Origin of the sequence: Calothrix sp. FACHB-168, from assembly GCF_963889195.1 — a bacterium.
GTDB lineage: Bacteria > Cyanobacteriota > Cyanobacteriia > Cyanobacteriales > Nostocaceae > Aulosira > Aulosira anomala_A.
Genome location: NZ_CAWPNJ010000030.1, coordinates 224,339 through 249,349, shown reverse-complemented (window position 1 = coordinate 249,349; position 25,011 = coordinate 224,339). Strand labels below are relative to the sequence as shown.

Below are 25,011 nucleotides of genomic sequence, written 5' to 3'. Positions count from 1 at the left end.
TAAGTTAGCAGAAAATTTTCATAACTTAAGAATCCATCTCAGCTAATTCTAGCCACCGCTCAGTCGCCGTATCAATTGCTTGCTTGAGTGCTTCCACCTGCTCGTATAATTTTTGTACTTGGCTATAATTACCCGGTGACACATTTAATAAAGCTTTCTCAGCTTCGGATTTCTCATCCTCTAACTGAGCAATTTTACCTTCTAACTGTTCAAATTCTTTCCTTTCCCAATTTGACATTCTGCGTCGCTTTTTCGGTTCGGAATCTTGCGGTTTAGATGCAGGTTTTTCCGCCTCTACCTTGTTAGACTTTTCCTTATTCGCAGCTTCTTGCTGTGCGGCTTCTTCAGCTTTTTTATAATCAAGGTAAACTGAGTAATTACCAGGATATTGACGCATAATTCCACCTTCTTCAAAGGCGAAAATCGTATCTACAGTTCTGTCTAAAAAATAGCGATCGTGGGAAACTACAATTACAGAACCAGAAAAGTCTTCTAAATAATCTTCGAGTACGGCTAATGTTTGCACATCTAAATCGTTAGTCGGTTCGTCTAAAATTAAGACATTCGGTACGCTCATGAGGACGCGCAACAAAAATAATCGCCGTTTTTCACCACCAGATAATTTATGAATTGGCGCATATTGTTGATTACCAGGAAATAAAAATCGCTCCAACATTTGCGAAGCTGTAATTTTTGTTCCATCGGCTATTTGCACAAATTCGCCTTCTTCTTTGATGTAGTCAATCACGCGCTGATTTTCGTTTAAAGCTGTGAGCAATTCTTCGGAATGTTGGTCAAAATAACCGATATGAATTGTTGAGCCAATATCTACATTACCTGAATCTGGCTGCACTCTGCCAGTTATCATATCCATTAATGTAGATTTTCCGGCACCATTACCACCAATAATACCAATGCGGTCTTCGGGACTAAATTCGTAGGTAAAATCTTTAATTAAGGTGCGTCCATTATAGGCTTTGGAAATGTTATTTATCTCAATAACTTTTTTACCAATGCGCCTACTAGCTGTGGAAATATCTACTTTACCCTGAGCTTGTTTAAACTCAGTTTGGCGCATGGCGTGAATGCGCTCAATTCGCGCTTTTTGTTTGGTACTCCGCGCTTTAGGGCCGCGTTTAAGCCATTCTAATTCTCGCCTTAATACGCCTTGGTGTTTGCGTTGACTGCTAACAGCAGATTCTTCAGCTAAAGCTTTCTTTTCCAGGTAATATGAATAGTTACCTGAGTAGGTGTAAATATCACCTCGGTCAATTTCAATAATTCGATTGGTGACACGATCTAAAAAATAGCGATCGTGAGTAATTAAAAATAAAGCACCACGATAACGATTTAAATAACTTTGTAACCACTCCACAGAAAGCGCATCCAGATGATTTGTTGGCTCATCCATGAGTAAAACATCAGGTTCGGATAGCAAAGCTGTAGCTAAAGCAATCCGCTTTCTATAGCCTCCTGATAATGTGCCAATTACAGTATCAAAGTCAGAAATTCCTAATTTTGTGAGGATAATTTTGGCATTGGTTTCTAATTCCCATGAGCCAGTTGCATCCATTTTTTGCATTACCGCCGAAAGCCGAGACATTAACTGACTATCTTCGGGATAATGAGCTAATTTATCAGAAAGTTCTTCATATTCCCGCACTAAAGCCATGTGTTCGCCACTATCAGCAAAAATCTGCTCTAATACTGTGCGATTTTCGTCTAAATCTGGCTGCTGGGGGAGATAGATAACTTTAGAACCAGAGTTAACTAAAATTTGTCCGCTATCAACTGTTTCTAGTCCCGCAATCATTTTTAATAAAGTTGATTTACCAGAACCATTAGTACCAATTAAACCAACTTTATCAGTTGCATCTAAACTAAAGTTGGCATCTTTGAGAATTTCTTTGATGCCAAAGTCTTTTTTAACTGATTGTAGGGTAATAACGCTCATAAAAGTTAGTAATTGGTCTTGAAAATTGATGTTCTAGGTAAGGTATCTACCCTACCTAGAAGCGCAAATTTTAGAGAAACAAATCCAGAGGTAAATGTCCATACATTTCGTTAATTCCTCCGGGATTGTGAGATTGGCAAGAAACTAAGACGCCGCGATGATGTCCGGAATAGGAATCGATATAACACAAGCCATTCTTACCATTTAATTTAATATAAACTGGCCCTTCAATGTCGGGTAAGTTGCTGGGGACTTCATAACCTAAAGCGTGGGTATAGGTTTTCATCGCTAGCTTACCTGCTTCGGCGGTATCAGCACAAATACCCAAAATTTGGTAATCGGAAAGTTTGGCGATCAAAATTAAAGCTCGCCTCACGGAAGCTTTTTCTGATGGCTTGAGGATGGGAGCAATATCGAGACAAGTAAATTTATTGAGAACCTTTCTAGCGTCTTCAACTGTGAGATTGGGATGATTAGGAGTTGACATGAATGTAGTTGGTTGGAGTTCTGGATGACGATTGAGAATTTGCGGTTGAGATTGTTTACTATCCTAAGAGGATGTACTGCTTTTGGCTTGTCATTTTTATTTTGGTTTGATGCTCCATGCTATTTGTGAATACAGACGCGATTCATCGCGTCTCTACTGACAAACTTAAGGCTGATTTTGATTATTACCCAGGTTAAAAATAAAAGGTACACTGCTTTTTGCATCGTTACCCATAACTAAAACATTTGGCATTCTAGCACCGCCAGTTTTCCAAGCTTCTATCGCTTCTTTTTGTAGCACTAATTGCCCACCTTGGGCTTTAAGGGTTTCTGCCAACAGCCTTTGCGCCTCTGCTTTACCTTTAGCCCGATTAATTTCTGCTTGTGCTTCTTGTTCTGCTTCTCGCGCTATGTACACTGCTCGTTGTGCCCTTTGTTCAGCTATTTGTTTTTCTTCCACTGCTCTGGCAAATTCTGGGGAAAAAGTCAAGTCAACTACACTAGTATCCAGTACGATTATCCCATATTTATCTAAGCGATCGCCTAAGGCGTTGTCAAAGTCTTCCTTCAATTCGCTACGTTTGGTAATTGCCTCTTCTACGGTTCTTTTTGCAGCTGCAATTTTAAATGCTTCTTGGGTTTGGGGTGCAATAATTTTGGAGACAATATTTTCTAGGGTACCTTGTTTTCTTCTTACCTCTACTACTTGGGTAGGATCTAGACGAAAGTTAATGGCAAATCGTGCCGATAAATTTTGCAAATCCTTAGTAGAACTCTCGGCGGGGACTTCAAATTTTTGTACTGTTAAATCGTATACATCAATTGCCGAGATAAACGGCGGTTTTAGGTGGATACCCTCCAGTAAGGCTCCATCTTTAGCTTTACCCAAGATACTAATTACTCCTGCTTGCCCTGGGTTAATAATGATAAAGGAATTTAGACTGATACTCACCAGTATGGCTAACACCACTCCTAAAATTGTAGTTTGCCAATTCGCAAATTGCTGATTTCTCAAATTGTTATCTCCTTATGATATTGGGCATGGGGCATTGGGCATTGGGCATTGGGCATTGAGCAAGAAGAGACGCGATTCATCGCGTCTGTACAATTGTCCCCCTTGCCTAATCTCCCTCATCACCTTGTATAAATCGTGGTAATATCAATTGCACGCGACTGAGAGTAATTGTGGCTACAGCATCTAAATCTCATCAGGTATCAAGAAGGCGTAGACATTCTGTGCATCCCCTCCAGCGTCTATTAGACTATGGGCATCAGTATCGTAAACAAATTTGGCTGGCTATTGCTTGTTCTATCCTCAATAAGTTTTTTGATTTAGCACCACCGGCATTAATTGGGGTGGCGGTGGATGTAGTAGTTAAGCAACAGGATTCTATTATTGCTCAATGGGGAGTAAAAGATGTTTTTGGACAATTTTTAATTATCTCCCTGCTGACGGTTATCATTTGGATCTTAGAATCGGTTTTTGAATACGCATACGCTCGACTTTGGCGCAATTTAGCACAAAATATTCAGCATAACCTACGTCTGGATGCATATAAACATTTGCAAGATTTGGAATTGGCTTATTTTGAGGAACGCAGTACTGGCGGTTTGATGTCAATCCTCAGTGATGATATCAACCAACTAGAGCGGTTTCTCGATGTGGGAGCTAATGACATTATCCAAGTAGCCACAACAGTTGTAATTATTGGTGGTGCTTTTTTTGTTTTGGCTCCTAGTGTAGCTTGGATGGCGATGTCACCGATGCCATTTATTCTCTGGGGTTCATTTGCGTTTCAAAAGTTGCTAGCACCACGCTACGCTAATATCCGGGAAAAGGTGGGTTACCTGAATGGGCGATTGGTGAATAATTTAAGCGGAATTACGACGATTAAAAGTTTCACCGCCGAAGATTATGAAAGTTCTAGGGTAGCACAAGACAGTAATGCTTATAGGCAAAGTAACGCCAAAGCTATTCAACTATCTGCGGCGTTTGTACCTTTAATTCGGATGCTGATTTTGGTAGGTTTTACAGCCTTACTATTGTATGGTGGCATGGCGGCGGCGGCGGGTACTATGTCTGTAGGTACTTACAGCGTGTTGGTGTTTTTAATTCAGCGCTTGCTATGGCCTTTAACTAGATTAGGGGAAACCTTTGACCAATATCAACGGGCAATGGCTTCTACTAATCGCGTCATGGATTTACTAGATACACCAATCGCCATTCATCCGGGGAATATGGCTTTACCTGTGGAGACGGTGCGCGGTGAGGTGGAATTTAAAAATGTGACTTTTGCTTACAAAGATAGATTAGCAGTCATTAAACATCTATCTTTGCAGATTCCCGCCGGACAAACGATCGCAATTGTTGGTTCTACAGGTTCGGGTAAAAGTACTTTAGTTAAACTTTTGTTACGGCTGTATGAAATCAAAACTGGCAACATTACCCTAGATGGCATTGACTTACAAGATTTGAACTTGCGAGATTTACGCCGTTGTATTGGTTTAGTTAGTCAAGATGTATTTTTATTTCATGGCACGGTAGCCGAGAATATTGCTTACGGTACCTTTGAAGCGTCAGAAGAAGAAATTATTATGGCGGCGAAGGTAGCAGAAGCTCACGACTTTATTATGCACCTGCCTCAAGGTTATGAGACAATTGTTGGGGAAAGAGGACAAAAGTTATCTGGTGGACAACGTCAGAGAATTGCGATCGCGCGTGCAGTGTTAAAAAATCCCCCAATTTTGATTTTAGATGAGGCGACCTCGGCGGTAGATAATGAAACAGAAGCCGCAATTCAGCGATCGCTCGAACGGATTACAGTAAATAGAACCACAATTGCGATCGCTCATCGTCTTTCTACTATCCGCGATGCCAATTGCATTTATGTCATGGAACATGGAAAACTAGTAGAATCTGGAACCCATGACGAACTGCTACAGCAAGATAGCGTTTACGCTAGTCTCTGGCGCGTACAAAGTGGGTTGCGGTAAGTCAATAGTCAATAGTCAATAGTCAACAGTCAACAGACTCTAAGCTAATTAATTACGAATAACGAATTATATATGTTTTTTGGTAGTAGCCAAGCGGAATCAGGCGATAGTAAATGGCGTAAAGAATTGGATAGATTTGTGAAAGCAAATCAACCAGAATTAGCGGCGCTGTTTTGGGGATTGTGGTTAGAAAATGGTAATAGTCAAGGTACTATCGGGATTGATTTACAACCTACGCCGCATTTTGTATATTGTCCTCAAGATGAGGTAGAAAAATTAAATAGTCGGGTTGAGAATCGACTGCAAGAAATTATAGGAATTGTTGAGAATCATAAACCAGAAGTAGAAGTGGTTATGATTGGTATTGGTAAGGGGGAAATTAAGTTAATTCAGTTTGCGCCAGAACCCTCACCACCTGTTTGTTTTGAGCAAGTTGGTAAGGATGTTGATGGGTTATTGGAATTGTTGGAACAACGGATGCGGGAAGAGATTGTCATTTAACGCAAAAGTATGCGCAGAGGAATAAGTCAATACGGTTCAGTTAAGGATAATTGTAGGTTGGGTTAAACGAAGTAAAACCCAACAAACCTCTGGAAATGTTGGGTTACCCTGCGGGAAGCCGCTCCGCGTCTACGTTCCTCAATCCAACCTACGCAGTTTATAGTTTTTGGCGCTAAATGAACTGTATTGAGTAATAAGCAGGATTTTCTCGGCGCTAGTTTTCATTTCAATAATAATAAGTAATTATGAAAACATTGAAGGTGCGTTATTAGTGATTAACGCACCCTTATTTTTCATTACGAATTACGAATTACGAATTACGAATTACGAATTAAACCCCTACTGGCTTATTTACAAGCTTAACTTGAAGTTTTGCAATCATCCGCATTCCTGATGGTGGAGCAATAGTAAAACCACGCCGTACAGGTTCTATAGGGCGTTTATTCACCAGCGAAAGTTGAAATTTTGACAGAATTGTTGCTAAGACAATTTTCATTTCATATTGGGCAAATGTTAAACCAATACAGCGACGATTACCACCACCAAAAGGTAAGTATTCATATTGAGAAAATTGTCTTTCTAAAAAGCGTTCCGGTTGGAATTGTTTGGGATTGGGGTAAACTTCCGGGCGATGATGCGCTAAGTAAATACTAGGCATAATTACATGTTTTTCAGGAATTGTATAACCTTTAATTTCAATTGGGGATTTCACAATTCTGGGTGAAGCATTGATCACAATAGGGTAAAGCCGCAACGTTTCCTGACAAAAGGCTGTCAAATAGGGTAACTTAGCAATGCTACTCGGATCTGCATTAACATCAATAGTATCTAGTTCTCGTAGTAACTTTTCTTGAACTTCTGGTAATCGGTCAATCCAGTAAAAAGCCCATGTTAATACAGAAGCTGTAGTTTCATGTCCAGTAACTAACAATGTCATTAATTCATCACGTAATTCTCTATCAGACATTGGTTGCCCATCTGCATCACGAGCAGCCATCATTAAACTGAGGATATCTTGGCGATTTTCTTGATTATCATTGCGTCTTTCCGCAATGAGAGCATAAATAAATTCATCGATTTGCGCTAATAAACGCAATACTTTACCCCAAGGACTCCAAGCACCTAAATCTTTGCGTAAGAAGCTGAAAAATAAAGCGCCAGATAATAAAGGAGAACCGAGAAAATCTAAAACAGCAGAGAGTAAATGCTGAAGTTCTTGAAATTGCTTTCCTTCTTCTAAGCCAAATACTACTCGTAAAATCACGTTTAAGGTGATTTCTTGCATTGAATTGCGGATATTGAAAGGTTTATCAATTAGCCATTGGCTACTTACTTGCTCAGTAATTGTACGAATATCTTGCCCGTAAGCCCGCATTCTATCGCCATGAAAAGGCGGGGTTAATAATTGACGTTGGCGCTGATGGCGATCGCCATCTAGTAAAATTAACGAGTTCTCGCCTAGTAAAAACCTTAAAGCTCCGTTGCCTTCCCCAGACTTAAAATACTTGGGATCGGCAGTAAAAATCTGTTCCAAGGCTTCCGGATCGCTGAAGTAGATAATATGCACATCTTTCCTACCCCAAATAGTAAAGCGATCGCCATAAACTTTGGCAAAGTCTTCTACATATTTTACTGGCTGAGTAATAAATTTAACCAGCCGCAGAAACCGCGATACTCTAGGCCCGTCAGGTAAGCTGTTAGTGATTGTCATATCAACACAGAATGTGAGTGTCGGATTTTATTGTGACAAGTTTTTAGTAAATAGGACTTACGCAGTGTCAGATATTTTTCATGCTTTTTGTCAATGGTCAATAGTCCATAGTCCAAAAACCTGAATTTTGACCATTGACTTTTGACTTTTGACCACCCTTGTGAGGGTTTTTGTGTTCGGTGCGTAAGTCCTAGTAAATTGACAGTCAACCCTAGCGGCTAATCTACTTTTGCAGTGAATTTGCAGTCTATTCTCAATCTTAGGGTTTAAAGAGCGTTTGCTGTCATAATTCCATGGACTTAGTTTATTTTTTCAACATAACTCCGTATTTTCATATAAATACTATATTATGCATAAATATTTCTTTATAAGTAATTTCATTTATTTATGGTGATATTTGAAGCTATTTTAACAATAAAAAGACTAAGATTTTATCAGTATCTTATTCAAATAAAATATAAATAATAAATGTAGAAGCTATATTATTTCTCATCATAGTAACTTAGCACAAAATCAAACATTTCCGTGAAAAATAATCTCAAAAATATGACAGCAAATACACATTTATCTAAGATGCTGTCTCTGGTAATTGCTGCAAATGCCTTAATTTCCCTGACTTTACCTGCACAAGCAGTCACATTTAACTTCACATATAATGATGATGTGACACAAGAGCAAAAAAAGGCTTTTGAATTCGCTGGAATTTACTGGTCTCAAAACTTAGCTGATGATGCTGCTATCAATATTCATATAGATTTTGCTAATTCTGCGCAACTGCCTAGTGGGGTACTAGGTGGCGCTCTTCCAGCTTTTATGAATAATGTCAGCTATAGTAGCTTGCGGAATGCACTGAATAATGACAAGACTTCAACCTCCGATAATACTGCTGTAAATAACTTATCTGCTGGTACCTCTTGGAATGCAGTTGTGCGAGATCCATTATCGACAAATATTAGTTCAATTTCTAATAGCACGCTCAGTTTAACAACAGCCAATGCCAAAGCATTAGGTTTAATGAGTAAAAATAACAGTGCTTTGGATGGCGTAATTATGTTGAATAAGTTAGATAACACTAACTATGCTTGGACGGCTAGTGAAGTTATTAACACTGTAGGTAATCAACAATTTGACATGACTAGTGTGGCTATCCACGAAATTGGTCATATTCTCGGTTTTGTCAGTAGCTTAGATGGTGTTAATGCTAACAACTACTGGGATATGAATAATCGCAAAAAAATATTTACTCCCTTTGATTTGTTCCGGTATTCTAGTTACAGTGCTAATAGCAAAGTATCGGATCTTAGTAATGGTTACGATACATATTTTTCTCTTGATCGTGGTGCAAGTAGCATCGGATATTTATCTACTGGAACCGACAAAAATAACTTAAAAGGTGATGGATTTCAGGGTAGCCATTGGAAGAATTACGATACCACTATTGGCGTGATGACTCCTGCTTTACGTATGGGTACATATCGTGACATTGATGTGCGAGATAAAACAGTTTTTGATGTGATTGGTTGGCAAACAAAAAATGTGAGTTTATCCCATAGTGAGATGCTAGCCCAAGCCATAACTAAAGCACAGTCAGCAGTCAGTATTAATCGTAATGCTGATATTAACAATATGTTGAATCAAAGTCGTTGGGGCGGTACTACCACCACTACTAGCTTAAACCAAACACAAGACTTAGCAAATTATCTAGCCCAACAAGGATTTTTTCAACAAGGTATGCTTTGGGATAGTATACCTACCGATATCAGTTCCGTTGAGCAAGCAGATGTTACTTCCGTTCCTGAACCTGCTGTAACTTTTGGATTAATGAGTTTATTGGGTTTTGCTGGATTGAAATTGAAAAAGTTTCCTCGCAATTATTCCAAGTCTATTTAATACCGATTTGAACAAAGAATGCGACAGATGGTAGAGGCATGGCAATGCTATGTCCTCTAAAATATTATTAATGTGCTGATGTGCCGCAAACACTATTTAAAATTGGTATAATCTTGAGTTGGATAGATAAGTAAAATTCTGACAAGTAAGATTTTTTCGGTGTAAGTCTGTTGATTGGTGAGGAGCGATCGCTATTCTTTCCCTGCTTTCCCTTGCTCATTCCCTAGGCGATTGTAAGTAAGTGTGAGCAAAGTGAGTCTTTGAGGCACAAAGCATTATATTCTGGTATGACAGCAGCGTCGGGAATGTGAAGTGCCAAAAATTATCGTTATACTTAATGGCAAGGGAGGTGTCGGTAAAACGACAACCGCAGTCAATCTAGCTGCAAACTTTGCCCGCAAACAAAACGTGATTCTGGTTGACGCAGATATTCAAGGATCTGCTAGCTGGTGGTTTGGGCGCAATCAGGATGGGATGGGGTTTGATCTAGCTCAAGAAACTAATCCAAAACTTTTAAGTAATTTAACAAAGCTAACAGGTTACGATTTAGTAGTAGTGGATACGCCTCCGGCGCTGCGCTCTGAAGCATTGGCGACGGTAGTAGCGATCGCAGATTATCTGGTTTTACCTACACCCCCAGCAGCAATGGATCTCGCTGTCTTGATTGAGACTGTTAGAAAAGCCGTCATCCCTGTGGGAGTTCCCCATAAGGTGTTGCTAACCAAAGTTGATACGCGGAGTTTGGGGGAAGCCATTGAGGCGCAAAAAACTCTCATGGGATTAGGAATTCCTGTATGTAAAAACTTAATCCGTACTTATAAAGCTCACGAAAGAGCTGCACTTGAGGGTGTACCAATTACTCAATGGCGGGGAAACAACGCACGGGAAGCAGAATCTGATTATCGCCGTGTAGCTAATGAATTACAGCTCGATTGGAGGGAATAATGGTTAAGAAACGTGTCTCTGTCTCCGATTTATTACAAGAAGAAGCACAAAAATTTACACCACCTGAAGGTGAATCAGTGATTGAAGTAACTGCACAAGCAGTGACAGAAGAAGATGTTACAGCCGAAGAAGCACCTACGCCAACACCAGAAACAGGAACAGCAGCTAGGCGCACAACTCCTACCAAGGCTGATTTAGAAACAACTATCCAAGAGTTAAAAGAATCTCTAGAAAAATCTCAGCAGCAGGAAACTACCCTGCAAAAACAAGTTGCAGATTTACAATCATCTGTATCGGAACAAAAAACAGCAGCAAAACGCCTCTCTAAAGAGCTTGATGAAGCGAAAAAAGCCGCGTTGCATTTAGCTGAGTCTAATTCTAAGCTCATAGAAGAAATTAATACTTTAAAGCAAGAAAAGGAAACTCTTAGCGCCTCTAATTCTCAGCTTACAGAAGAACTTAATGCCTTAAAACAACCAAAGGAAAGTTATAAACCAGTCAAACAAACCCATGGTCAAGACTATTACAGAAAATCTTACCGCACTTCTGAACATTTAGCTATTACACAACCAGCCGAACCAGAAGATAATTCTTCTCAAATGTGGTTGCTTGATTAATTCGTAATTCGTAATACCCTTCGGGAAGCCGCTTCGCGTCTACGTAATTCGTAATTACGTTGTTTTTAGGTGAGCTAATTTGTATTAGAATAGTGCGTTGTAGCACAATACAACGCACTATACTGGCGTGGTAAGGCTAAAATACTGTATTATTGACACTCCCCTGCCTAAAGGCGAGGGGATTCTTAAGACATTTCTATCTTAATATCCCTATCACTAGGGTTCCCAGGCTCAACACGTTTGCTCTGATGAGCGTGTTGATACGCCAGTTGCTTCAACCGGGGGAACCCCGGCAAGGCACTGGCTCGTCTCCTTACGATTTTTCGGGCGTTTAGAACCTTTCGGCTCAAGTTCCTCAAAGTCCTTGAGTACTATGCTCAAAGCTCTATCTCTGATGTTTTTAGCAGCGTTAATGTCAGCGTGTGCAAAAAATCCGCAATTCGTACAAATGAATTTTTCACTATCACGATTGAATGAGTCAATATGTCCACAGTTTTGACATTTTTGGCTGGTGTGTTTGGGATTGATTTTGATAACAACCTTTCCATGCTTCGCAGCAAGATACTCGATTTTTAATACCAAATCATTCCAGCTAGCATCAGAAATAGCTCGATTTAAACCTTTCTTTCTTGACTGTCCGTTATTTAAAAATCTTCCCGTTTGCTCATCGATTTTTGGTTGACATCTTTTCTTCATTGCTGAAACATTCAAATTTTCAACGGCAATAGCATCAACATTTCTAGAAACAATTTTGTTAGCTACGTACCATTGATAGGCTTGACGTTTATCAGCAATTTTTTTGTGAATTTTACCTACTTTTTTAGCGGCTTTTTGACGATTATTGCTACCTTGAACTTTTCGATTTATTTTTCTTTGTCTAATTTTCAGGTTACGCTTAGTTTTCTTGTTAGTTGCAAATTTTGGATTCTCAATCTGGTAGCCATCAGATAGATGCACTAGCTTGGTTATGCCTAAGTCACAACCAATTATCTTGCTAACTTCAGTTATAGGTCTAGTAATGTGGTCTGGTACTGCTTTATCTTCTATTCTGATGGATGCATACCAACCATCCTGACGCTTACGGATTGTGACTGCTTTGATAGTAAATCCATCGGGTATTGAGCGAGAATTATGAAATCTCATCCATCCTAATTTGGGTAGGTAGATTTTATTTTTCTGCACCTTAATACCCATCTGGTAAGTAAAAGATGTGAAGTTAGAGCGATTTTTGAATTTCGGAAATCCTCTACCCTCAAAGAAATTCTTGTATGCAATATCTAAGCGTTTTACATTTTGTTGCAATACCGTTGAATCGATACTAGCATACCAGGGCCTAGCTTTTTTTAACTCTGGTAATGCAGCATCCTGAATCATGCCAGCACTGCGACGTTTGTTATCTCCTGATTTTTTCCAGGGTTCACCTGTTGCTCCATTTTTGCTAACAAAACAAGTCAACGGACAAGTCTCAGATGCCGTTCTAATGTCACAATATTCACCCACGATGAATTGTTGAGCGTATTGGGTTAATCTGTCATTAAGACACCAATTATAGTGACTTCTGAGCATATCTACCCAATTACCCATTTTTGTTGATTGTGTTATATTTGGTCTGAGTTTGTATACATAGTTTGTTAGCAAATTTAATCACCTCCTTGTTTATTTATCTAGACTTAAAGTAACATGAATGTGTATCTATTGTGTATTTACTATGGTGAAAAAAGGATTACATATTCGGATAAGTCAACGTAGATTAGATAAAATACGCGCCTTTGCTGTAGAAAAAGATAAAACCATTACTCAAATCATTGAAGATTTGATTGATACACTTCCAGAACCACAAAAATCTAACAGCACTCAGCCCTAAAGGGCTTGAACGGCTTTCATCCCTTGCCTAAAGTACGTATGTGTATCTACGCCACGCTCCGATACACATACTCAAGGGCTTTCAGCCTGTGTTTCTTGTAAAACTCTTGTGGGATGGGCGTCTCGCCCGTCCTGGGCGGACAAGATGTCCACCCCACAATAAAATTATATTGCAACATTTTAAGTTTTTGAATTTGGCATTCTCAACTGATTAAATAATTGATTATTGATGGCTGCAAAATTCTAAAATATATTCAGCAGTGAGTTCTGGCTGTTCTAAGTGGGGAATATGACCGCAATCTTTAATCCATGAAAGCTTACTATTAGGTATGGCACTGTGAAATTTATTTGCGCCTTTAGTACCTAAAATTTTATCGGAGTCACCCCATAAAATTAATGTAGGTTGGTTAATTTCTGCTAATTTTTGTATTTTAAAAGCTCGATAACCACCGCTTTTAGTAAAAGCAATTAAAGCTTGACTCCAACTTGGCATTTGTAGATGTAATGCGCCACAAGCGACACTATCATTCGATGCTAGATGTGTGGCTTTATAAGCAGCGCGAGAAACGCGATCGCGAACTTTGGGACTGCGTAAAAACTCTGTGGCATAATAATCCAAAGGGGGAAGCATGAATTTACTCAGTGGTGAACCTCCCTGTAAACCTGCACTATCCATTAACACAAGTTTTTGCACCGCTTCGGGATAAGTCAGGGTAAAATCAATCGCCGCAGCACCCCCCATTGATGCGCCAAGCAAAATTACAGGTTGGTTAATTAGAGTTTTCCAAAAATAATAAAGATGGGTTTTAATGGCAGTAGGGCTATATTCAATATCAGCCAATCTTTCTGTAAAACCAAAGCCTAATAAATCCACCGCCCAAGTTTCATTTTTGGCGGCTAATAGCGGTAGTAATCGGCGGAATTCTAAAACAGAACTATCAAAGCCGTGAATTAAGAGAATGGGTACACCACCGCTACCTTGATGAACATAGGTAGTATTGATTGGTTGAGTAGCTAAAGGAGTAGCAATCGCTTGAGATTGGATACTCTGCGCTAGTGCGATCGCAGCTGGTTCTTGGAGTTGCCCAACGGCTGTAGGTAGAAAACTAGGAAACATAAGCCTTAGTTTACCATGTTGTGTCCCCAGAGTGCGATCGCTCCTGTATTACCTGTGACCTTAGAATAATCACTATCTCATCGCTTCGGTAATAGCATCGCCTCAAATCAAAGCCTGATTCATGGGAAATGCATAACATATTGCATACATCCTCTGAAGATTAATTGATTATGCCTCTTAAATATTTATTAGATTTACTAATTTAAGTAAGTCGGTGGAAAAAAACTATGTTACGAAACGTAAACCGGCTTGAAACCTTTACCAATGACGCCACTTGCTTCAAGCCGGGGAACCCGTCCAACGCAGTGGCTCACAAATGACAAAGCGCAAAGTCTGATCGCCGGCTTCCGGCAATCAGAACTTTGTAAGAATGACAGCCATCGCCAGTTATGTTTAATCGCACCGCCCTACTTAAATTAATACAGTTACTCATAGATAACTCATGCTCATATTAATACTTACGAAAAAATACTGTTAATAAATATCAATCTATTTTGGTCATTATAAAATATAATGCTTATCGACAATTAGCAAAATAAGTAATTGTACGGTTAAAATATATATTTTTATCAAAATGACTGGCAATATTAAAATTACCACAAATAATCTCCGTGACTATTGCCATAATAGAAAATGTGGTAAACAATAACTATTAAGTTTTTAGTCTTACAAAAACAAAACATGCTGATAAAATTAACCCAAAAAACTCCTAAAAATCATCAACAATCTAGAGATAATATCCAGCTATTACTAGTGAATGACATTACTAATTCTGAAGCAGAAATAGTAACAGGTGGTGTTTCTCATCCACCCAGGTTTTGGGGTAGCGGTGGTGGTGGTAGCGGTGGTAGTGGTGGTGGTGGTTGGAATCTTAAATAAACTAATCTTGCTACGTAAAATATCAAGCTTTTGGGGTATAGAGAATGTAATTTTCTTTCCTAATCTATGCTCCTTCCACTTGATACCCATACGATAATCTTTGATTTGAATAAGTAACAAATGCAAACAAAATACTTGTTAGAGATTAAACAAGAATATATGAATGTTAAAATTTCATAAAATTATCACAAAAAATCTCAGCAACTCTTGCCATCACAGAAATTGTGTTAAAAAATAGCTATTGACGTTGAATAATTTTACAAGATATGCAGATAAAATTTCCAAAAAACAATCACAAAAAAATTCAGCAAGATATTAAAATTAACCCCCTATTAGAGTTGACTGAATTAACCGATCGAGAAACTGAATTAGTAGTAGGTGCTTGGGGTGATGGAAGTGGTGGTGGTGGTGGTGGCTCTGGAGGAGGTGGTTGGAAGGGTTATCAGGGTGAAAATTGCACTGATTCTAACGTGACTAGCACTGTTAATGCGGAAATTTATGGTAACCCATAATATTCCCAAATTTTATAGACCAAATACTATTTCCCGAATTATAAGCTACTCAAATTAGTGAGCTAACGGAGAATCAAAATTAGCGAAAAAATCCCCAGCCATCATAGTTAAAAGCATCAACATAACAGCACAAAGATTAGCTGTCAGATTTGATTGAATTAAGCATTCAGGAATCTAAATTAGTAGTCATTACTTGAGATTATAGTAATAGTACTGCTAGTAGAGATTGAGAATGTAGTTACACAAAGAGCTAGTAAATACCTTGTTCGACATCAGTTGAACACATTTTATCGCACTCCAATTTCGTGAAGAAATCGGAGTGCTTCTTTTACTGAGCTTATTGCAAGATAATAGCAATTAAATTTTTGATAAATCAACTATTCATATTTGCGTTCGGGGAAGACATTTCAGTTATTCAGTAGCTAAGATAGTAGCTTCTAGCAAGAGAATGGCAAAACTATGTCAGTGACGAAAAGAAAGGGCAAAATTTCCTACCTGAAAATATTACTGGGCTTACCGCTTATTTTTTGGTCGCTGGCAAATACAAAACTGAGCGCTTCAGCACAAATTATTCCCGATAATACCCTGCCAAATAATACAACTGTCACTCCTAACGCTGGGACTTTTACTATTGATGGTGGCACTAGATCTGGTAATAACTTATTTCATAGTTTTCAACAGTTTTCTCTGCTAAAAGACCAAATAGCCGCTTTTAATAATCCTACAGATATTCAAAACATCATCAGCCGTGTTACTGGTAGTTCTATCTCCGAAATTGATGGTTTAATTCGTGCCCAAGGCGCAGCTAATTTATTTCTCATTAATCCCAATGGGATTGTTTTTGGTGCTAATGCTGCTCTCGATATTGGTGGTTCTTTTATTGGTTCCACTGCCAATAATATCCGATTTGCTGATGGTAGTGAGTTCAGTGCTAGCAGTCCGCAAACCACATCTTTATTAACAGTGAGCGTTCCTCTAGGATTACAATACGGGCCCAATAATACAGGCGTAATCAATGTCAACGGCACAGGAAACAATCTCCGTTTCAATAAAAATAACTTTTCCGTTATTAAAGATTCTCGTCCCACCGGTCTTATGGTAAAGCCACAGAAAACTTTGGCTTTGGTAGGCGGGAATATTGAAGTTACAGGAGGTAATCTCACCGCAAACGGGGGACGAATTGAGTTAGGAAGTGTAGGTACAGACAGTTTTGTCACCCTTAACCCCATTACCTCAGGTTGGCAATTGAGTTATGAAAATGTCAATAGCTTTCGCGATATTAACTTATCTCAAGCAGCTTCTTTAGAAGTGAGCGGTAATGGCGGTACTATCCAAGTACAGGGGCGTAACATCCAAGCCAAAGATGGTTCTGCTATGTTGGCAGATACCTTAGGTAATGGTTTGCCAGGAAGTCTGATAATTAAGGCAACAGAAGCGGTAGCAGTCAGTGGTACTTCTGTATTGGGTCTTCCCTTTGTAACTTATTTATCAACCGATGTCGCACCTGGCGCAACCGGTAATGGTGGTAATTTATTAATTGATACAAAAAGCTTGCTTGTTGCTGGTGGCGCTCAAATTTCTAGTGGTACCTTTGGTGCTGGTAAGGCTGGTAGTCTAACAGTTAACGCTCAACAAATTGAATTGACTGGTGGTTCAGGTGTATCTGGTTCTAGCGGTTTATTTACACCAGTGGCTCCTGGAGCCACTGGTAATGGTGGTAAGTTAGTAATTCAAACAGATAACTTGTTAGTTACTAACGGCGCACAGGTAGTTGCTAACACCTTTGGTATGGGCAATGCTGGCAGTATAGAATTAAACGCCACAAATGTACAATTAACCGGTACTTCACGAGGCGGGGTTTCTAGCGGCATTTTTGCCAATGCCGAATCTATTGCCCAAGGTAGCGGCGGGAATATCGCTATTAATACGGAAAATTTACAGGTTGCTAATGGTGCCAGGATAGCAGTTAGTACCTTTAATGCCAAAGATGGAGGAATTTTAACAGTCAAGGCAAAAGATATAGAGCTACTGCGGGGTGCAGCTGGTGTTGGTTCCAGTGGATTATATGCAAATGTAGAATCTAAAGCCGCAGGTAATGGTGGCAAATTGTTGATTGAAACCGAAAATTTACGTATTGCTGATGGCGCACAAATAGCAGCATTAACTTTTGGTTCAGGAAATGCGGGAATTGTCAATTTGCAAGCCAATCAAATAGAAATGAGCGGTACTTCACCCGGAGGTTTCCCTAGCGGGATACTTGCGAATGTGGAATCGGGTGCAACGGGTAATGGTGGTAGTTTAAGCATTGATACTCAAAGTTTACGGTTAATTAATGGTGCGCAAATTGGTACGGGTACTTTTAGCTCTGGAAATGCTGGAGATTTAAATATTCAGGCAAATAATATAGAACTCATTGGTGGTTCTACTAGCGGTCAGAGTTTATTATTTACCACAGTTCTCTCTAATGCCACGGGTAAGGGAGGAAATTTGACAATAGATACCGATACATTGCGGCTGATAGATGGCGGTCAAATTTCTACTAGTACTGCTGGCTCTGGCAAGGCGGGTAATTTAGTAGTAACAGGCAATAATATAGAAGTTATTGGTGTAAATGCAGCAGGACGCAGTGGTTTATTTGCTAGTGCAATCCAAGGCAATGGTGATGGGGGAAACTTAAATATTACTACTGATAATTTAACTATTCAAAATGGAGGTATTATCAGTGCTAGTAATTTCCATAGCCGCAACACAAATATACCACCAGGGCAAGGAAAAGCAGGCAATATTCAGATTGATGCAGGAGCGATTTTACTTGATAATACTTCCTCAGAAAATCTAGCCAGCATTAGCGCATCTACAGTTTCTGGTGGTGGTGGTAATATCTTTTTGAATGTGCAAACATCATTAACTGCTCGCAATGGTAGCCAAATATCTGCTGATACTAAAGGTAGTGGTGATGGCGGTAGCATTAATATCAATGCTGATTCTCTGACATTTAATACTGGAGCTTCTTTGAATACCAGTACAGTAAGTACAGGCAATGCGGGATTAATTAAAATTGCTGCTAATTCTGTTTTGTTTGATGGTTATCTTGATACTTTATTTACTGGTGCTTTCAGCGAAGCTAAAGCCGGATCGCAAGGTAATGGCGGCAATATTCAAGTTACAAGTAATTTATTAAAGGTAATAAATCAAGCTCGCATTTCTACTAATAGTTTGGGATTAGGTCAAGCTGGTAATATTATTATCAATGCCCAGCAAATCCAAAGCGATCGCGGTAATATAGTAGCCACATCCACGCAAACAGGTGGCGGTAATCTCAATTTGACTACTGATTTACTCTTCCTCAATAACCAGAGTTTAATTAGTACTAGCGTTTTAGATAGTACTGGTGGCGGTGGTAATATTAACATTAATGCCAATTTTGTTTTAGCTCATAATAGCAGCGATATTCGAGCTAATGCTGTTTTTGGCCCTGGTGGTAATATTCAAATCCAAACTCAAGGTATTTTTATCTCTCCAGATAGTCATATTGATGCGAGTTCAAAATTCGGAGTTGATGGGGTTGTGACAATTAATAACCTAGAAACGAGTAAGAATCTTGCTAATACTGAATTACCCACAAATATTATAGATCCTAGTCAACAAATTGCTGCTAGTTGTCGAGGCGATCGCGCTAATAATTTTGTTGTGACTGGACGAGGTGGATTACCACAAAATCCTACTGATATGATTATGGGTCATACAATTTGGCATGATGTCCGTGATTTGTCTGCTAAAGTAGGATTACAGCCAAAGGGTGTGGAAGCAAGAGTTTCAAATACTTCTCAAGTAGCGCCAAAAAATAATGAGCCTTCTGCAATTATTGAGGCTCAAGGTTTGATAATTAATAGTCGCGGTGAAGCTGAATTATTAGCTAATTCTCCGAAGATTCTTCCTGAATCGGCTAAAAATTCTCCTGCTTATTGTGGAGCAATTTAAATGAGAGACGCGATGAATCGCGTCTGTACAATTGTCAGAGGGGGTTATTTTTAATAAAATAAACAATGGGTTAATAGTTGTTTTGTAAATATTCAATAGCAGCTTCTAATTTGGAAGAATATCCTTCGGCGAATCTTTCAAACCAAAGTCCTTCAGGCGAGAAGGGATCTAATTTAGCTAACCATTCTTTCGCCTGAGTTTTTAATGCTTCTCTTTGTTTTACTTTAAGTTGTTCTTGGCGAATTCTTTCTTGTTCTAATTCTTCCTGTCGTCTCAAATCTTCGGCTTTGTCTCGTTCGACAAAATCAGCTTTCACTTCCTCCAAAAGATTATCGATGAGAGAAGCTGCTTTTGGTGATACGGGAATAAATGGTTGGGTAATGTTTAGCTGAGGTTTTGACTGAGGTTGTGGTTGGGGTGGCGGAGTTTTCCCTTCTTTGTATTCAGTTTGGAGTTCAGCTAATAGCTTATCAATATTATCCATTGCAGGAATCAGGGAAGGGGGACAAGGGAGCAAGGGAAGGGGGACAAGGGAGACAAGGGAAGGGGGACAAGGGGGACAAGGAAGACAAGGAGGACTAATGACTAATGACTAATGACCATTGACTATTGACTATTGACTATTGACCATTAGTCCTTAATCGCATTCAGCAACACTTCTGATAAACTCATATCCTCCATATCTTCCATTGTAATAGTGTCGCATATATCAAACTTGGCTCCAGCGCCTTGGAGATCGTCATCTAGGACTTTGAGAAAGCGGGTAGCTTGCGCATCTGTACCGACTTGAATAAAGGAAATGGCTAGTTCTTCATCGCGATCCATTTGTCGGGAAGCTTCGATAATGACTTTCATCACGGCTTTGCGATCGTCTGGTTCGCCATCGGTAACTACTAAAATTGTCTCACCATTAGGCTTAGTTTGTTTAGCTGCTTTGCGTTTAAAGTAATCATCTGTGGCGTGTTTGAGGACTCCGGCTAAGTCTGTGGTTCCTGAGGGATCGTTTTCTTGAAAGATTTGCGCTACTTTCGCGGAGGTGACGTTTTCATAGCGTTTGAATTTGCCGGAAAATACGTAAATAGTGATACCATCGGGATCTAATTGTTCACACTTACTCGCTAAAGCAAAGGTTGATTCTTGCGCGGTTACCCATCTGTTTCTACCACCTTTTTGATCTGGGGTAGCCATGCTGCCGCTTTTGTCGATAATTAAGGTATAGTCACGATTATCTAGCATTTCTAATGTCTCCAAGTATTATTTAAAACATTTGCACCGATGGATTAACCAGCGATCGCTTTTAATACGTCGGTGAGGGTCATTTCTTCTAATTCATCTAAAGTGATGGTGTCACAAATATCAAATTTAGCGCCAACGCTTTGCAATTCATCATCTATGGCGTGAAGAAATTTGGTAGCCTTGGTATCAGCACCTACTTGAATGACAGCAATTCTTAACTCTTGGGGATTGTCCAAGCGCTGAGTTGCATTGATAATTATTTCATAGACGGCTTGGCGATCGCCTGGTGTCCCATCAGTCACAACTAAAATTACTTCTCCTGCTGGCTTGGTTTTGCCATCGGCTTTGCGTTTAAAGTAGCTATTAATGGCGTCTTGTAGCACCCCTACTAAGTTGGTGCTATCCCCAGGAATATTTTCTGTAAAAATTTGCTTGATTTTGGCGGCGGTAACATAATCGTAACGCTTAAATTCTTTAGAAAATATATAAATGGTGAGACCATCAAGGTCAAATTCTTCGCATCTAGCAGCTAAAGCGTATGTTGATTCTTGTAGTGCTGTCCAGCGACTTTTACCATTTTTTTGATCTGTAGTAGCCATGCTGGCACTCTGGTCAATAATTAAGGTGTAGTCACGGTTTTCTAGCATGGCTGATGTCCCCCAAAATTTGTTGATAATTAGTTATAGCTGATGACTGTTGACTGATGACTGTTGACTGATGACTGTTGACGGATGACTGTTGACTGTTGACAGACTTAAAAGCCTTTTATTGTCAGGGTTTTATCTTAGCTGGATGTCCTAATCTATCTGGCTACAGCTATAGATAAAGCTTACAGATTTGGTTAGTTAAACTTAGTCTGTAATTGCACTCATTAACACATCTGCAAGACTCATTTCTTCTAAGTCGTCTAAAGTCACGGTATCACAAATGTCAAATTTAGCACCTACACTTTGTAATTGATCGTCTAAGGCTTTAAGAAACTTTGTAGCCTGGGGATCTGTACCAACTTGCACAATGGAAATTCCTAATTCTTCATCCCGATCCATCTGGCGGGTAGCACTAATAATGACTTCAAATACGGCTTTGCGATCGTCTGGTTCGCCATCAGTAATCACTAAGATTGTCTCGCCATTGGGTTTAGTTTGACCTGATGCTTTCCGCTTAAAGTAATTATTGAGTGCGTCTTGAAGTACGCCTGCTAAATTTGTTGTCCCTGCTGGATCGTTTTCTTGGAAAATTTGCGCAACTTTGGCGGAGGTAACATCATCGTAGCGTTTAAATCTACCGGAAAATACGTAGACTGTAATCCCATCTGGGTCATACTGCTCACATTTCCTGGCTAAGGCTAGTGTGGATTCTTGAGCTATATCCCATCTACTTCTCCCTCCTGCTTGGTCAGGGGTAGACATGCTGCCGCTTTTATCGATAATTAATGTATAGTCACGGTCACTCATCATAGTATTCCTTGATTGTTATCCTTTGGTTACTAGTTTAACTACTAGAATCGGGGTTGATACAAGTGTTGTTACCTCTATCGTTACATTTGCTACTGAAAATTTTATTAAAAATGGGCATGGGGCATGGGGGAGCCAGTGCGTTGCGGGGGTTCCCCCCGTTGTAGCAACTGGCGTCATGGGGCATGGGAAAGATAGATTTTTATGCTTATACCAATTCACGAAATTACTGATACAAATCACTTCCTCTGCCCCTCTGCTTCCTCTGCCCCTCTGCTTGCCTATGTGTATCATTTTTAAAGTGAAGCGGTATTAGTTGTGGGATTTTTTTGTGAATAGCTGATTTATACTCAGGATTGAAGCGAGGCTGCACATTAGCGCCCTCACCCTAGAAGGGTGGGGCTAAACACACAAAGCCTGCAAAGGCAGGCTAATTTGCATCTTCATAGAAAGTTAGTATAAAGTCCTAATTACAGGCGATGAATTGCAGATATGTGTAGTCTATGGAAATTTTGTGATTGAGGCTAAATCTCTGTGAGGTTGCAGATTAACGTCCTCAGCGCTATTTCCTTATACCAATTTAAATAATGTTGGCGGCACGTGAATATATTCTAGAGGGCATGGCAATGCCATGCCCCTACCATTTGTCGCATTCTTTTTTTTATTTTTTATCGCTATGAATAGGCAATAGGCAACAGAGTTAGAAAAACTGTTGCCTAGAGGTTGCCTGTTTGTTTATTAGTTAGTGTATTTACTGATGACCTTAGCTAATTCTGGTACTGCTTCTTCTACATGCTGTTTAGCTGAACCTCGAAATCTTTCGTATGTTCCGCGAACAATTTGACGCTTGGTTTTTTTGACTCGTTCATCGGTGACGCTTAGTAGTGCATCAGCAGTGCGATCGCTACTTGTAGTCATATATTCTACAGGATCGCCTTTCTGTACACCTTCATTCCAGATTGGATCGATGGCTGTAAAACACTGTGGTAGGAGCTGCTCGACAACGTAAGGGATATATCCTGGTTTTACTCCCTTTAATGCAGCGAAGGCTGTTTTTAAAGCCATACCACTGAGTCCGGACTTGGATTCAACCTGCTTTTCCAGCACCGTGCAACAGTCAACGACAATCTTGTCTTTTTTATCGGAATTCAATAGTTCGTCGCTTAATCCCATTTCAATCCTCCTGATTGTCAAAGTCTTAATTTTTATTCAACCAATTTTGTCAACGAACAGGATATTACAAAATAGGGTAGTAAGTGTGAAAACTTACTAAGCACCCCCAGAAATTCTAAACAATTTCGGCGGTACTGTCGAAAATTTATATAGTTAAAGAAATTGTAAAGTAATAAATATTACTTGCTATTAGTCAATAGTCAATAGTCAATAGTCATTTGTCAGGGATATAAGTATATTTATACCAATTTGAAAAAAGAATGCGACATAAATAAAGCCCCAAACGCTTGTCCTGTCTTTATTCTTAATTTTGAATTTTGCGAAAAGTCTGAGCGCCGACTTCCGGCGCTCAGACTTTCCAAGAGAGAATTTTGAATTTTGAATTGGTATTAGGTTTCGTAATATAGTTTGGTGTATTGATACCTAACTACTTAAGTTTAGGGGCGCAATATGTTGTATCCATAGTTTTAATTGACTCAAAATCGGCTGTATTTTGAGTCAGATTTTTATTACTCTTTCTCTACCAAAATAAAAATATTGACTGATAAAAACAGCCAATATTTTGATGAAGTTAGTTAATTTTCTTGCTCTGGGTGATGACTTGTACTTGTCTCACTTTCTTGTAGCCGGGAAATAAATACGTCTGGTTTTCTACTGACAACAGACTTGACTTTATCAATGGCTATTACTTCACTGATTTTGACAATCATTTCCCAGAGAGTATCTTCTTCTGTTTCTTTGTTATAAGTTCTGTGTTTAAACCATAACAAATCATCCCAAACTCCGATTACTGTGGCGAAATACCACTTATCTCTTATTAATATCCAGATTTCTTGTTCTAAATAGGTCTGAAGAATAGATTTCACAACTACTGAGCTTATGAAAAGACGTTGCGCTCCAGATTACACGGGGATTAGAGCTTTCTGCTACGGTAGAATTACGGAATTCATAGGTACTGTATTAGTAATTTATTATTGTAAGATTTTTCCTTAAAAAAACTTAGATTGGTTGTCAAGAAATCTTCATAAGAAAACTGTTCACTTTTTCTAATTTCAAGACAATTATTAGATAAATATTGTGGCGTTGTTGAATAATAGTCTGAAAAGCTCGCACAAACAAAAGATAGCGCGTTGCAGGATTGCCACCGTTGTGGTGAATTGTGTCACAAAGTTGCAAAGAAGAACGCGAAAATTAGCAATTTTGTTAGAAGTGTAATGTGTAAACTACTCTGAAGCTTCGAGAAAAATGATAAAGTTCACTTTAGTTATCTAGTTATTAGCTGTACAACAATACGGGTGAACTTAAGGTAAGGTGTTTATGGCAGAAGCTAAAAACGTACTTGGTACTACTTTGGAGAGTTGCTGTACTGCTCCGATGACTGGTTATTATCGTGATGGATTCTGCAATACTGGTGGTCAAGATTTTGGTATGCATGTTGTATGTGCGCAAATGACAGCAGAATTCCTGCAATTTACCAAATCGCGCGGAAATGATTTAAGTACACCTGTCCCTGAGTATAATTTTCCTGGATTGAGAGAAGGCGATCGCTGGTGTTTATGTGCAGCTCGTTGGCAAGAAGCTCTAGAAGCTGGTTTTGCTCCCCCAGTTGTATTAGAAGCTACCCATGCAAGAGCGTTGGAAGTGTGTAATTTGGAGGATTTGAAAAAATACGCATTGACGGTTGACGGTTGACGGTTG

At 39.3% G+C, this 25,011-nt stretch carries 23 protein-coding genes; 11 read left to right on the top strand and 12 right to left on the bottom strand.

Features of this window, described 5'->3' with window-relative positions; all coding sequences use genetic code 11:
• Positions 1–25: 25 nt before the first annotated feature.
• The 3 genes from AACW45_RS19215 to AACW45_RS19205 all read right to left on the bottom strand — a co-directional run bounded on the left by AACW45_RS19215 (position 26) and on the right by AACW45_RS19205 (position 3,455).
• Positions 26–1,954, bottom strand: coding sequence for an ABC-F family ATP-binding cassette domain-containing protein (locus tag AACW45_RS19215; RefSeq protein WP_190628558.1), 1,929 nt, complete (start codon positions 1,952–1,954; stop codon positions 26–28).
• A gap of 70 nt (positions 1,955–2,024) precedes the next feature.
• Complete coding sequence (locus tag AACW45_RS19210; protein WP_190538987.1) at positions 2,025–2,441, bottom strand: DUF1824 family protein; 417 nt, start codon at positions 2,439–2,441, stop codon at positions 2,025–2,027.
• Positions 2,442–2,606: 165 nt separating this feature from the next.
• On the bottom strand, positions 2,607–3,455 hold the full coding sequence (locus AACW45_RS19205; RefSeq protein ID WP_190628556.1) for a prohibitin family protein: 849 nt from the start codon (positions 3,453–3,455) through the stop codon (positions 2,607–2,609).
• A gap of 170 nt (positions 3,456–3,625) precedes the next feature.
• Here AACW45_RS19205 and AACW45_RS19200 point away from each other — a divergent pair, with 170 nt between their 5' ends.
• Complete coding sequence (locus AACW45_RS19200; RefSeq protein ID WP_190628554.1) at positions 3,626–5,434, top strand: ABC transporter transmembrane domain-containing protein; 1,809 nt, start codon at positions 3,626–3,628, stop codon at positions 5,432–5,434.
• A 72-nt stretch (positions 5,435–5,506) separates the two neighbouring features.
• Positions 5,507–5,935 carry a beta-carboxysome assembly chaperone CcmS gene (gene ccmS, locus AACW45_RS19195; protein WP_190628552.1) on the top strand — a complete coding sequence of 143 codons (429 nt, stop codon included), beginning with the start codon at positions 5,507–5,509 and terminating at the stop codon, positions 5,933–5,935.
• 331 nt (positions 5,936–6,266) lie between these two features.
• Here the strand turns inward: ccmS and AACW45_RS19190 are convergent, their stop codons facing one another.
• Entirely contained in the window at positions 6,267–7,646 is a 1,380-nt protein-coding gene (locus tag AACW45_RS19190) for a cytochrome P450 (RefSeq protein ID WP_190628550.1), read from the bottom strand.
• A gap of 546 nt (positions 7,647–8,192) precedes the next feature.
• On the opposite strand from AACW45_RS19190, the gene AACW45_RS19185 reads away from it, so the two are divergent.
• The 3 genes from AACW45_RS19185 to AACW45_RS19175 all read left to right on the top strand — a co-directional run bounded on the left by AACW45_RS19185 (position 8,193) and on the right by AACW45_RS19175 (position 11,098).
• Complete coding sequence (locus tag AACW45_RS19185; RefSeq protein ID WP_190628548.1) at positions 8,193–9,536, top strand: NF038122 family metalloprotease; 1,344 nt, start codon at positions 8,193–8,195, stop codon at positions 9,534–9,536.
• A gap of 312 nt (positions 9,537–9,848) precedes the next feature.
• Complete coding sequence (locus AACW45_RS19180; RefSeq protein WP_096646003.1) at positions 9,849–10,481, top strand: ParA family protein; 633 nt, start codon at positions 9,849–9,851, stop codon at positions 10,479–10,481.
• Positions 10,481–11,098, top strand: a complete 618-nt coding sequence (locus AACW45_RS19175) for a hypothetical protein (RefSeq protein ID WP_190628546.1) — start codon at positions 10,481–10,483, stop codon at positions 11,096–11,098. Before AACW45_RS19180 ends, AACW45_RS19175 begins: the two co-directional genes overlap by 1 nt.
• Before the next feature lie 231 nt (positions 11,099–11,329).
• Here AACW45_RS19175 and AACW45_RS19170 read toward each other — a convergent pair whose 3' ends face one another.
• Positions 11,330–12,736 carry an RNA-guided endonuclease InsQ/TnpB family protein gene (locus tag AACW45_RS19170; protein WP_199330939.1) on the bottom strand — a complete coding sequence of 469 codons (1,407 nt, stop codon included), beginning with the start codon at positions 12,734–12,736 and terminating at the stop codon, positions 11,330–11,332.
• A 70-nt stretch (positions 12,737–12,806) separates the two neighbouring features.
• On the opposite strand from AACW45_RS19170, the gene AACW45_RS19165 reads away from it, so the two are divergent.
• The gene (locus AACW45_RS19165) at positions 12,807–12,962 is read left to right on the top strand and encodes a hypothetical protein (RefSeq protein ID WP_190628544.1); all 156 of its coding nucleotides are present in this window, start codon (positions 12,807–12,809) and stop codon (positions 12,960–12,962) included.
• A gap of 222 nt (positions 12,963–13,184) precedes the next feature.
• Here AACW45_RS19165 and AACW45_RS19160 read toward each other — a convergent pair whose 3' ends face one another.
• Positions 13,185–14,078: an alpha/beta fold hydrolase gene (locus tag AACW45_RS19160; protein ID WP_190628543.1), complete on the bottom strand. Its 894-nt coding sequence runs from the start codon at positions 14,076–14,078 to the stop codon at positions 13,185–13,187.
• A gap of 264 nt (positions 14,079–14,342) precedes the next feature.
• Between AACW45_RS19160 and AACW45_RS19155 the strand changes: the two genes are divergently transcribed.
• The 4 genes from AACW45_RS19155 to AACW45_RS19140 all read left to right on the top strand — a co-directional run bounded on the left by AACW45_RS19155 (position 14,343) and on the right by AACW45_RS19140 (position 19,450).
• Positions 14,343–14,498: a hypothetical protein gene (locus AACW45_RS19155; protein WP_190628541.1), complete on the top strand. Its 156-nt coding sequence runs from the start codon at positions 14,343–14,345 to the stop codon at positions 14,496–14,498.
• Positions 14,499–14,759: 261 nt separating this feature from the next.
• A complete protein-coding gene (locus tag AACW45_RS19150; RefSeq protein WP_190628539.1) occupies positions 14,760–14,957 on the top strand; it encodes a hypothetical protein in 198 nt (65 codons plus the stop codon).
• A gap of 266 nt (positions 14,958–15,223) precedes the next feature.
• Positions 15,224–15,469 carry a hypothetical protein gene (locus AACW45_RS19145; RefSeq protein WP_190628537.1) on the top strand — a complete coding sequence of 82 codons (246 nt, stop codon included), beginning with the start codon at positions 15,224–15,226 and terminating at the stop codon, positions 15,467–15,469.
• Between the two features lie 459 nt (positions 15,470–15,928).
• Positions 15,929–19,450 carry a two-partner secretion domain-containing protein gene (locus AACW45_RS19140; RefSeq protein ID WP_190628535.1) on the top strand — a complete coding sequence of 1,174 codons (3,522 nt, stop codon included), beginning with the start codon at positions 15,929–15,931 and terminating at the stop codon, positions 19,448–19,450.
• A gap of 70 nt (positions 19,451–19,520) precedes the next feature.
• Here the strand turns inward: AACW45_RS19140 and AACW45_RS19135 are convergent, their stop codons facing one another.
• The 6 genes from AACW45_RS19135 to AACW45_RS19110 form a co-directional block, all read right to left on the bottom strand.
• Complete coding sequence (locus tag AACW45_RS19135) at positions 19,521–19,934, bottom strand: salt stress protein, Slr1339 family (RefSeq protein ID WP_190628532.1); 414 nt, start codon at positions 19,932–19,934, stop codon at positions 19,521–19,523.
• Between the two features lie 146 nt (positions 19,935–20,080).
• Positions 20,081–20,686: a vWA domain-containing protein gene (locus tag AACW45_RS19130; RefSeq protein ID WP_096646009.1), complete on the bottom strand. Its 606-nt coding sequence runs from the start codon at positions 20,684–20,686 to the stop codon at positions 20,081–20,083.
• Between the two features lie 44 nt (positions 20,687–20,730).
• On the bottom strand, positions 20,731–21,333 hold the full coding sequence (locus tag AACW45_RS19125; RefSeq protein ID WP_190628530.1) for a VWA domain-containing protein: 603 nt from the start codon (positions 21,331–21,333) through the stop codon (positions 20,731–20,733).
• 204 nt (positions 21,334–21,537) lie between these two features.
• A complete protein-coding gene (locus AACW45_RS19120) occupies positions 21,538–22,143 on the bottom strand; it encodes a vWA domain-containing protein (protein WP_190628528.1) in 606 nt (201 codons plus the stop codon).
• Between the two features lie 735 nt (positions 22,144–22,878).
• On the bottom strand, positions 22,879–23,313 hold the full coding sequence (locus AACW45_RS19115; protein WP_190628526.1) for a DUF6918 family protein: 435 nt from the start codon (positions 23,311–23,313) through the stop codon (positions 22,879–22,881).
• A gap of 575 nt (positions 23,314–23,888) precedes the next feature.
• Positions 23,889–24,179: a hypothetical protein gene (locus AACW45_RS19110; protein ID WP_190628524.1), complete on the bottom strand. Its 291-nt coding sequence runs from the start codon at positions 24,177–24,179 to the stop codon at positions 23,889–23,891.
• 451 nt (positions 24,180–24,630) lie between these two features.
• On the opposite strand from AACW45_RS19110, the gene AACW45_RS19105 reads away from it, so the two are divergent.
• The gene (locus tag AACW45_RS19105) at positions 24,631–25,005 is read left to right on the top strand and encodes a DUF2237 family protein (protein WP_190628522.1); all 375 of its coding nucleotides are present in this window, start codon (positions 24,631–24,633) and stop codon (positions 25,003–25,005) included.
• Positions 25,006–25,011: the final 6 nt, after the last annotated feature.